Origin of the sequence: Novipirellula sp., assembly GCF_041583735.1 — a bacterium.
Classification (GTDB): Bacteria; Planctomycetota; Planctomycetia; order Pirellulales; family Pirellulaceae; genus Novipirellula.
Map to the genome: position 1 here is coordinate 1 of NZ_JBFHFD010000337.1, position 9,144 is coordinate 9,144.

At 54.3% G+C, this 9,144-nt stretch carries 6 protein-coding genes and 1 pseudogene; 4 read left to right on the forward strand and 3 right to left on the reverse strand.

The genetic code is table 11. From position 1 onward, the window contains the following. A pseudogene (locus tag ABX962_RS21650) lies at positions 1–346 on the reverse strand (gfo/Idh/MocA family oxidoreductase); the annotation flags it as partial. Positions 347–678: 332 nt separating this feature from the next. On the opposite strand from ABX962_RS21650, the gene ABX962_RS21655 reads away from it, so the two are divergent. From ABX962_RS21655 to ABX962_RS21670, 4 genes are all read left to right on the forward strand, one after another. Then, positions 679–2,040: a leucine-rich repeat domain-containing protein gene (locus ABX962_RS21655; RefSeq protein ID WP_372722222.1), complete on the forward strand. Its 1,362-nt coding sequence runs from the start codon at positions 679–681 to the stop codon at positions 2,038–2,040. A gap of 66 nt (positions 2,041–2,106) precedes the next feature. Continuing rightward, a complete protein-coding gene (locus ABX962_RS21660) occupies positions 2,107–2,652 on the forward strand; it encodes a DUF2760 domain-containing protein (protein WP_372722224.1) in 546 nt (181 codons plus the stop codon). A 319-nt stretch (positions 2,653–2,971) separates the two neighbouring features. After that, on the forward strand, positions 2,972–4,756 hold the full coding sequence (locus tag ABX962_RS21665; protein WP_372722226.1) for an Hsp70 family protein: 1,785 nt from the start codon (positions 2,972–2,974) through the stop codon (positions 4,754–4,756). A 155-nt stretch (positions 4,757–4,911) separates the two neighbouring features. Further along, complete coding sequence (locus ABX962_RS21670) at positions 4,912–8,427, forward strand: tetratricopeptide repeat protein (protein ID WP_372722228.1); 3,516 nt, start codon at positions 4,912–4,914, stop codon at positions 8,425–8,427. A gap of 383 nt (positions 8,428–8,810) precedes the next feature. On the opposite strand, the gene ABX962_RS21675 is transcribed toward ABX962_RS21670, so the two are convergent. Continuing rightward, positions 8,811–8,975: a DKNYY domain-containing protein gene (locus tag ABX962_RS21675; protein WP_372722229.1), complete on the reverse strand. Its 165-nt coding sequence runs from the start codon at positions 8,973–8,975 to the stop codon at positions 8,811–8,813. Then, on the reverse strand, positions 8,920–9,144 hold a 225-nt coding region (locus ABX962_RS21680; RefSeq protein WP_372722231.1), incomplete at its 5' end, for a hypothetical protein. The genes ABX962_RS21680 and ABX962_RS21675, both read right to left, overlap by 56 nt.

Consider the following 9,144-nt stretch of genomic DNA (forward strand, 5'->3'; position numbering starts at 1 on the left):
GGGTATGGTCCGGGGTGCTGACGGTGACGATGTCAACTTTGTCGCCAAGCTTGTCGAGCATTTCGCGAAAGTCGGTGAACTGTTCCGCGTCTTTGAATTCGCGTCCCTTCTTGGTCAGCGTGCCGCCATCGACATCGCACAGACCGACGATGTTAACGCCTTGCTCGCCGATGTGGCTAGTATCGCTGCCACCTTTGCCGCCGACGCCAATACAGGCCGCCGACAATCCTTGTAGCGCCGAGTCCTTGCCGTGGCTAATTAACGAAGTGCCCGACCAGAAACCAACGCCCGCAGTAAATGCGGCACTTTGGCCAATAAAATTTCGACGTGTTGTTTTCTTGCTCATCAAAGGTCCTTAAGGAGGGAATTAACAGGAAAGGGTAGGTTGAGAGAATGGGGCGTAAAACCGCCAAACTACCATATCAAGGGAGAATCAAAGCGGCAACGATCCGCATTGTAGCATTTTAAATCGACTCGACATGATTGCCACAATCAGCTCCACGCTTTAACATTTTCTCGAGCAAAAAGAACACAAATAACATCTTTTGTCAGGCGGACGCCGCCCGACTTGCTCCGTCAATTCAATTGTCCCTCGACGAACCGGCTACCTTTCGACAACTCGCCAATTAGATAAAATGGTGGCCCCACCCCCTTCATCCCTCAGCCCAAGCAGCTTCCATGACCCAAAAACACTCCCTCGACCGTCGTTTTCGTCCAATCGTTGCAGGAACTCTCAGCTTGGCGATTGCCGTGCTGAGCGGCTGCTCTCGCTCGGATTCCGATGGAGTGAATACGCAGTCACAGCCAGGCGATTCCGCTGCGGTGGAGCAGCCCAAAACGGCCCCGGTCATTGCGGACAATGACGAGGATGTCGAAGCGTTGGAGGAAGCGGGATTTGTGCTCGAGAAAAACAAAGCGGGCAACGTCGTCGAGCTTTCGGTTTCCAGCGACGTTAGTATCGCCGAATCACTAAAGCATTTGCAGGGACTTCCCAGCGTTGAAGTGGCCATTTTCAACGGTCCCGGCGTTGACGATGAAGGAATGCAGGCGATCGAGTCACTCAGCAAACTCAAGCGATTGACACTGACCGATTCGGCGATCAGCGATCTCACACTCGAATCGGTCGGCAAACTCGAAAACCTCGAAGCGTTATTTCTGCGTCGTACCGGAGTGACCGACGCTGGGCTCGAAAGTTTGACGTCGCTTAAAAAGCTGCGAGCGATCGATTTGCGTAATACCAACATCGCAGACGCGGGACTCGATTCGTTGGCGAAAATCAAATCGCTAGCTGATATCCAACTCGAAAAATCGAAGGTGACCGATGACGGCGTCGCCAAACTCGATGGGCTTTCTCTGAAATCCTTTAATGCCAACTACTGCACCTCGATCAGCAACAAGTCGCTCGAAGTGCTCGGCAAAATGAAATCACTCGAATCCATCCAACTCGATTACACCAAGATCGACGACGAAGGGATGCCGGCACTCGAAGGACTCTCCAAATTGAAGCGGCTTCGCATTCGTGGTTCCGATGTGACCGGCGAAGGGCTCAAATCGATCGCTGGACTGAAGACGCTCGAGCGTTTGGAACTTCGCGATACATCGCTTGATGACGACGGAATGAAAATCATCAGTGAATTGCCCAACGTCAAGTTCCTCGACATCAGCGAATGTCGATTGGTCAGCTCCGAAGGCCTACAAACCATCGCTGACTCGACCAAACTGACCTACCTGGGGCTGTGGGAAACAAAGACCGACGACGAGGCGCTGAACACCTACGGCAAATTGACCAATTTGACCGAACTGAATTTGATGTCGACCAAGGTCAGTGATGAATCCGTTGACACATTGATGAAATTACAAAACCTTGAACGTCTGAATGTCGCCGGTACAAGGTTCACCGACGAAGGGTTTAGCAAACTTGCATCGCTACCGAAATTGAAGTACATCAACGTCGCGAACACGGACATCGGCTTCTTGTTGGTCGAAGAGTTAAACGAGAAGTACAAGAACCTAAAAGTCGCTGAGAGCGAAAACGAGTAAACCCCGGGATAGGCTTTTCGCCTGTCATCACGATACCTTTACGGCCTTATTTTTAGGGACATCAGGATGGGCTTAGGAATCGCCTTTCGAGCGTTCTCAGCAGCACTTTTCGACAAACAAGCGTCTGAGCGGATTCGCCAGGCGCTGCAGCCTGAAACGACGCAGGAAGCAGAACCGAAGTTGCTACCCAAAACGGAACCGCAGCCCGCAGCGGCCCCCAAACCGCTTGCGGCAAAGCCCGTGCGAAGCGATGCGATCACCCTATTGTCCGCTCTGCAACGCGAGGCCCGATTTGTTGATCTGATCCAAGAAGACCTGACAAAATTTGCCGATGCGCAAGTCGGTGCCGCCGCTCGCCCCTGCTTACAACAGTGTGCATCGACGTTGACAAGATTCTTTGAACTCGCGCCGGTCAGCGATGTCGGTGAGGGATCGCAGATCGATGTCGGCGAAGATGGATCGCCCGAACGCTATCAGTGGATCGGCGAAGGTTCGACAACCACCGGCAAACTGATCCACCAAGGATGGCAAGCCACGAAGGTCGAGTTGCCCAAATACAGCGGCAGCGAGCGTGATGCAAACGTGATCGCACCGGCACAAGTCCAGCGATAGAAAAAACACTCGTCCTCAGGCTCCTACCTGGGAACGCACTGCTTTCGTAGGCTCCCGCCTCCTTTTTCAGCGGCTTACGGGGGGGCGTGCAAAACTCTTGGCGAGTATCGCTACCGGAAAACCAAGGCCTGATAAAGCACTTGGCTCGTAGGCGTTGCCCGATAGAGGCCGAGATCGGGTCACAATCCCGTTCTAATGGACATCCTCGCCGCTTCGGCAAAAGGGCACGTTTGCATGGCTCGAATTGGCGGCGACAATACCACCGGAGGGGCCATTTCCCTCGACTTTTCTCTCGTTTGACTCCACAGACTCTTCCAATATGAACGCCCGTTACAGTATCGGAATCGACCTCGGCACCACCAACTCGGTGGTTGCGTTTTGCCCGCTTGATACCCCTGACGATCTTCAACTGATGAAGATTCCGCAGCTCATCCAGCCGGGACAAATCGAAGCCCGCGATTCACTTCCGTCGTTCTTGTACCTGCCGCGTGAATCCGAAGTCGAATCGTTGCGAACCGCCTACAACCCAGATCCCGCCGGCGGCGTCGTCGGAGCCTACGCACGATCTCAAGCCGCCGACAATCCGCAACGGGTCGTCGTCGCCGCCAAAAGTTGGCTCTGCCACAGCAGTGTCGGACGCACCGATGCGGTGCTGCCGTGGCAATCACCGCCCGAAGTCAACAAGGTGTCGGCATACGAATGCACCGTCCGATTCTTGTCGCATCTGGTCGCCGCATGGAACGAACAACACGACGACGCTCCGCTGCGTGAACAGCAGGTAGTGTTGACCGTCCCTGCATCGTTTGCACCTGCGGCGCGTGAATTGACACGGCAAGCCGCCGTGGCAGCCGGATTGCCCGAAACGTTCGTCCTGCTCGAAGAACCGCAAGCCGCCGTGTACCGTTGGCTGTCGGCCAAAGGTGACGATTGGCGACAATCACTTCGTGCCGACGACGTGATGTTGGTCGTCGACGTCGGTGGCGGAACCACCGATTTGACCCTGGTAACGGTCTCGCAGAAAGATGGCGAATTAAACCTCGAGCGGCTTGCGGTGGGCAATCACTTGCTGCTTGGCGGTGATAACATGGACTTGGCACTCGCTCACTTCGCCAGTACCAAGTTCGCTGAGTCAGGCCACGAACTGGATCCCTGGCAAAGCGTTGCACTCTGGCATGCCTGTCGTGATGCCAAAGAACAGCTGCTGTCGTCCGATGGCCCCGAACAACAAACCGTCTCGGTGTTGGGGCGCGGTAGCTCGCTGATTGGCGGCACGATATCCGCCGAAATCGGCAAGACGGAAACTCAGCAGTTGATCGTCGAAGGCTTCTTCCCGAAATGTGAAGCCTCGGCGCGTCCCGAACACAACGCGGCATCGGGATTCCAGGACATCGGACTGCCTTACGAAGCCGATGCAGCGGTCACGAAACATGTTGCCGCCTTTCTGGCTGACCAATCCGGTGACGACACAGCGACCAGCGTCACGCCAACGCACGTGCTGTTTAACGGCGGCGTCTTTCGCAGCGAAACGCTTCGCACGCGAATGCTCGACACGATCAACGGCTGGTATGACGACGATCCCGTCGTGCTAGGCGGACTCGACGATCTGGATACCTCCGTCGCAATGGGGGCTGCCTACTACGGATTCAGCAAACAAAGCGGCGGAATTCGCATCCGCGGCGGAACGGCCCGCTCCTATTATGTTGGAATCGAAACCGCCGGATTGGCGATCCCCGGGGTGCCACGACCGCTGCGTGCATTGTGCGTTGCGGCTCGAGGGATGGAAGAGGGCACCGAAACCGAAGTGCCGAGCGAAGAAGTTGGGATCGTCGTCGGCAAACCTGCTCAATTTCGTTTCTTTAGTTCCGCAGTCCGCTCGGATGACAAAGCAGGTTCAAAACTCGATCGTTGGAACCAGGATGAAGTGGTCGAGATTGAACCAATCACGGTCCATTTGACGTCCGAATCGACATCGGGCGAAGCCTTCATTCCCGTGAAATTTGCCAGCCGGATCACGGAACTTGGTATGTTCGAATTGTGGTGCCACAGCACCCGCGGCGACGAAAAATGGAAAATGGAATTTAACGCCCGTGAAACGTCTAAATAGATTCGTGAAACGGCTAAATTGACACGCAAAACAGCCAAACGAGAATTGGGCGAGGCGTGATTTGCGGTTAAGATGATTGCCACCTGGGGATCGGTCCTGCAAGCGATCTCGCTCGTCGATATCCTGGGGGCAACCATTCGCATCGGATAACGGACGTGTCTCAATCGAATCCTTTTTCAGAACAATATCCGCACCCTCAATCCCAATCGGCACCCACGTCAACCAAGCGTGTGTTGATCATCGTCGCCATCATCATGGCGGGAATTGCGTTGTTTTGCGCGGGTATCGGCACCATCGCCTTTGTCGCGATGCAGCGAATTGCTCGCCCGGCGCCGGAAGTCGAACTTGAACCACGCGAAGATGCATTTACGCGAGACGCCGAGGATTTCAATCGATCGTTGGATCGATTGTTCGACGAGAAACCGACGCAAGTAACACCTTCGGTCGACCCAGCGATTGCGCAGTTCATTGACGACAGTAATGCGAAGCTCGAAAATGCAGAGGACATCCCTTTCAGTATGACGCAGTTTATCGAAGCCGTCGCAATGAGCGACCATAGCGGCGGTTCGCTCAGCATCATGGATCGCTTGGCGCTACGAAATTGGCTCTCGCAATACCAACCCAATCCCGATTCCATCTCGGGTGAAATACGCCTCCTCGATGTTCGCCTTGACTCCACCGGAAAATTGGCGGTAGTCGATTTGCTGGGCTATTCCGATTCCGATCAAGCGGAATCGTTGCAATGGTTCTTGGTCCGTGAATCGGGCCAGTGGAAATACTACGACTGGCAGCGACTCGAGTTTGGCCGCCGACTTTCCGCCGAGTACGCGTCCTATCTGCATGGCGATTCACCGTTGGACGAGGGTTACGACAACGCGTTGACGGAGTTAAGCGAAGCAGAGGTTGCATGGTATGACGGCGATCCCGAGCGAGCCAAACAAGTCATCCGCAACGCCGAAACAATGCCGATGCTTCCGCAAGACCGTCCAGTGCTGCAGTTGCAAGCCGCCTACACTTGGATGCGATTGGAACAATTCGATGAAGCGGTGCGAGTTTTAAAATCGATTAATAATCCCGACTCTTTATGGGGCGTGTGGCCGTCGCTGGCGGTCTGTTACTACAACCTCCAGCAATACGAACCCGCGCTGCAAGCGGTCAGCAAAGCTCAAAATCTATCACCAAATCATCCCAACGGATTCTGGATCGCATCGCTAATTCATGACGAATTGGATCAAAACGACAAGGCTGCCGACGCCGCGATGAAAGCACTTCGACTCTGCCCCTTGGATTCGGTGATCTTCTACAACGCGATCACCCAGGGGCGTCCGCAAGATGTCACAAAGCTGGTCGATATCATCGCCGAAAACGACGAGCAATATCAATGGACACACTTAGTCTCGCAAACGTTTCGCAAGTCGTCGGAATTCCCTGAGGCTGTTGTCGCCGAACTGAAGCAGCGTGAAAGCTTACCAGCGGGTTTGCTGGAAATCGCCTTAGGAAATTTGGCTTGGAGCGACGAACGGCTCGACCAAGCCGCCGGACACTTCCTGAAAAGCCAATCGATCGCGGAATCGGAATACATCAAGTCAATTGCCAACGAAAACCATCTCGATGTTCGATTGCAAGAGGATGACTTCGAGCAACTTTTCGCGGAATCGAACGCTGCCGACGCCCTGTTCCGCAGCCTCGTACTTCGTGCTTACGATGATTCGCTGTACTGTGACGTTGATAAACTGCAAACCGCCTTGCAGTCTCACTCACCAGAGCACGAAAACGGCTGGCACACCGCACTCGCCGCTTGGGCCAATTACACCAACGCTGACTATGAACAAGCAGTGACATCGTTCGATGCATTCCTGGCGTGGCACCGTTCCGCAGAAGCGGATCCCAATCAAGATCTGGAAAACAGTGCGGAACTTGAAAATGCGGCCGAGACGGACGGACCGGACCAAATTGACGCGGACGATGACGCTTGGATCGACACCGTCACGGCCGATTATCTCGTCGACGCGCTGCTACAGCTTGGCCGTCCGCTAGAGATCATCGAGCGATGGCCCGAGGACACCGGCAAACACAACCAAATCGGCAGCTTTCTATTGCTTCGCGTGAATTCGACGCAAACGAATCGCTTCCTCGAAACCACATCCACGACTCAATCCGATTCGGTTCGGATCCAACGACTGCGACTGCAGGCTGCCCAGTCAATGGACCGAAGCGAGACCGCACAAGCCACGGCGTATCATCGCGAGGCCATTCAACTTGCATCATCGGTTTACGATAGCGAAGAAAGCTTTTACCTCGACGAACTGATCCGTCAATTCGCTCGAGATTTGGTCTCAGCAAAAAACATTCCGACCGACGACGGTCTCAGCGACCTCGAGGACGCGATGGAGCTCGATGTCTTGGTGAATGCTGCAATCCGTGAATCCATCCGACTATCGGACGACGACGAGCTTGCCGCTTGGTTGCGTCGCGACGAACAACAACCGACAGACGATGCCGATGCCGCGTTGAAATCAGAAGTGGCCGATTACTATCTGAGCAAAAACCAACTCGAAAAAGCAATCGACACCTACAAACAGTGCCTACAGATTTCGGGTGCTGACTCGTGGAGCCTACCTCGACGTATTGAGTCGACGATCGTCGCCATGGTCCGCGCCGGGCAGGTTGAGGAAGCAAAACAGTGGGTTTTGGTAAACCCGATTCCTGATAGTGAAGTCGCCGATCAAGCCATCGCTGACATTGCAAACGGTGATTTCAAGTCACTACAGAAACACCTTGCCGCCGTCGACAAGGCAACAGCGACCGATTGGCTGCAACGGCAATCTCTGTCCGCTAGTTTGACTCGCCACATCGAATCACCCGAGATCGACAAACTGCTTCGCCAGTATCCTTTCCGAATCCCGTATATCTCGGCCGCTTCATCTGGCGAGCTATTCCGTGATGCCACGTCGCCAATCGACCCTAACGTAATTGCAGCCGCAATCGAAGCAGCCCTTGGCGAATCGTTTACCGCCAAGACCGTGTCGGACGAGGAAAGCAGTCGTAACAAAACGGCAGGGCAGACATGGCTGTTTCAGTCGCCCGGCGGTCAACGCATCTTGGCCAACTGGAGTGAACGCCAATACAACACAGAGAACCTATCGGATTGGCTCGCCGAAACATTGAGCGAGCCCGTCACGCGGATCAAGTTTGCAATATTGGACGACCAACCAAATTCAACGCGACGTCTGTTTGCGATAGCGTCCGGGCAAGCAGGCGAAGACACGTTTGCGTTTACGTGGTCCGGTGGCAACGAGATTTGGTCAGGGCCTCAATTGAAAGAACAATTGGTGTGGACTGACCGCGTCCCGGTGCAGCGTGCCAAACAGTCACCTCCGCTCGTAGATGTCCCGCTAGAGGATACGGACACTGACTACGAATACGTTGCAATTAACGAGTGGGATCAACACCTAAAGGATGCCGATGCGAGCCTCGATGCGATTCTGACAATCAATGCAAACGGAGTTCGTGAGACGATTCCCTGCACGATTAGCAAAGTTGACGCCGAGGAGTATGACATCTACGTGACCCCCACTCGCGCCAGCGTCCTATTGCCATTCGTCAAAGCGGGTTTCACCTACACATGTGGCCCCAGCAATCTGTCGATGCCAAAGACCAAGTTCAACTGAGTGAGACGGACCGTTATGCGTTGGCCAATCAAAACTCCACTCGCAACTTCGATCGCGTGGAACGGTGATTGCTCTCCATCCTTCCAACCACTTTGTCGCATCAATCTTACATGCCTCGATCCGCGAACGCGCCACTCGTTTACGAACAGCGTCGCTTCGCCAGCGGACACCCGCTTGAATCGATTTCCGGCAACCTGCGATGATCAGCCGGCCTGGCGCCGCCAAGGAAAGGTTAAAAAAGGGAAGGTTAGAGGATAGGAAACGATGGCTGGAACACCTTACTGCACTCCCCCCCTTTTTTTTGAGTAGCTGCCTTCGCCAGAAAGTGGTGATTCGCAACGGACGGCAACCATCCACACTCTGGCGAGCGTAGCTACGGGCGCTCAATTGTAAGCATGCTTGTCGTCGACCGAAAAATCCCCTTTCAAACGTCGAAACGAATCGGGATCCGCTTCTTCGATTTTGATGGCACGGTAATAAACTTGATCTTTATCACACGCGAATCTGCCCAGCTTCGTCCAACAACCGGAATGTGGCGGGGTCGGCACCTATTATCTCAATCTCACGGGCAAGCTTTACAAAAACGTGGTTTTTGTCGACAGCGAAAAGCTCTCCTGGCGGATGGTGCTCCGGAAATACCTGTTTAAAAGCACGAAATGTCTCGGCATCAGCATCTTCGACGGGCGTAAGCCCCCGTTTCCCTGTAAACGGGATGAA

Excerpts from the sequence above, each read along its gene's own strand:
- ABX962_RS21655 (WP_372722222.1), top strand. The coding sequence starts at position 679 with ATGACCCAAAAACACTCCCTCGACCGTCGTTTTCGTCCAATCGTTGCA.
- ABX962_RS21660 (WP_372722224.1), top strand. The coding sequence starts at position 2,107 with ATGGGCTTAGGAATCGCCTTTCGAGCGTTCTCAGCAGCACTTTTCGAC.
- ABX962_RS21665 (WP_372722226.1), top strand. The coding sequence starts at position 2,972 with ATGAACGCCCGTTACAGTATCGGAATCGACCTCGGCACCACCAACTCG.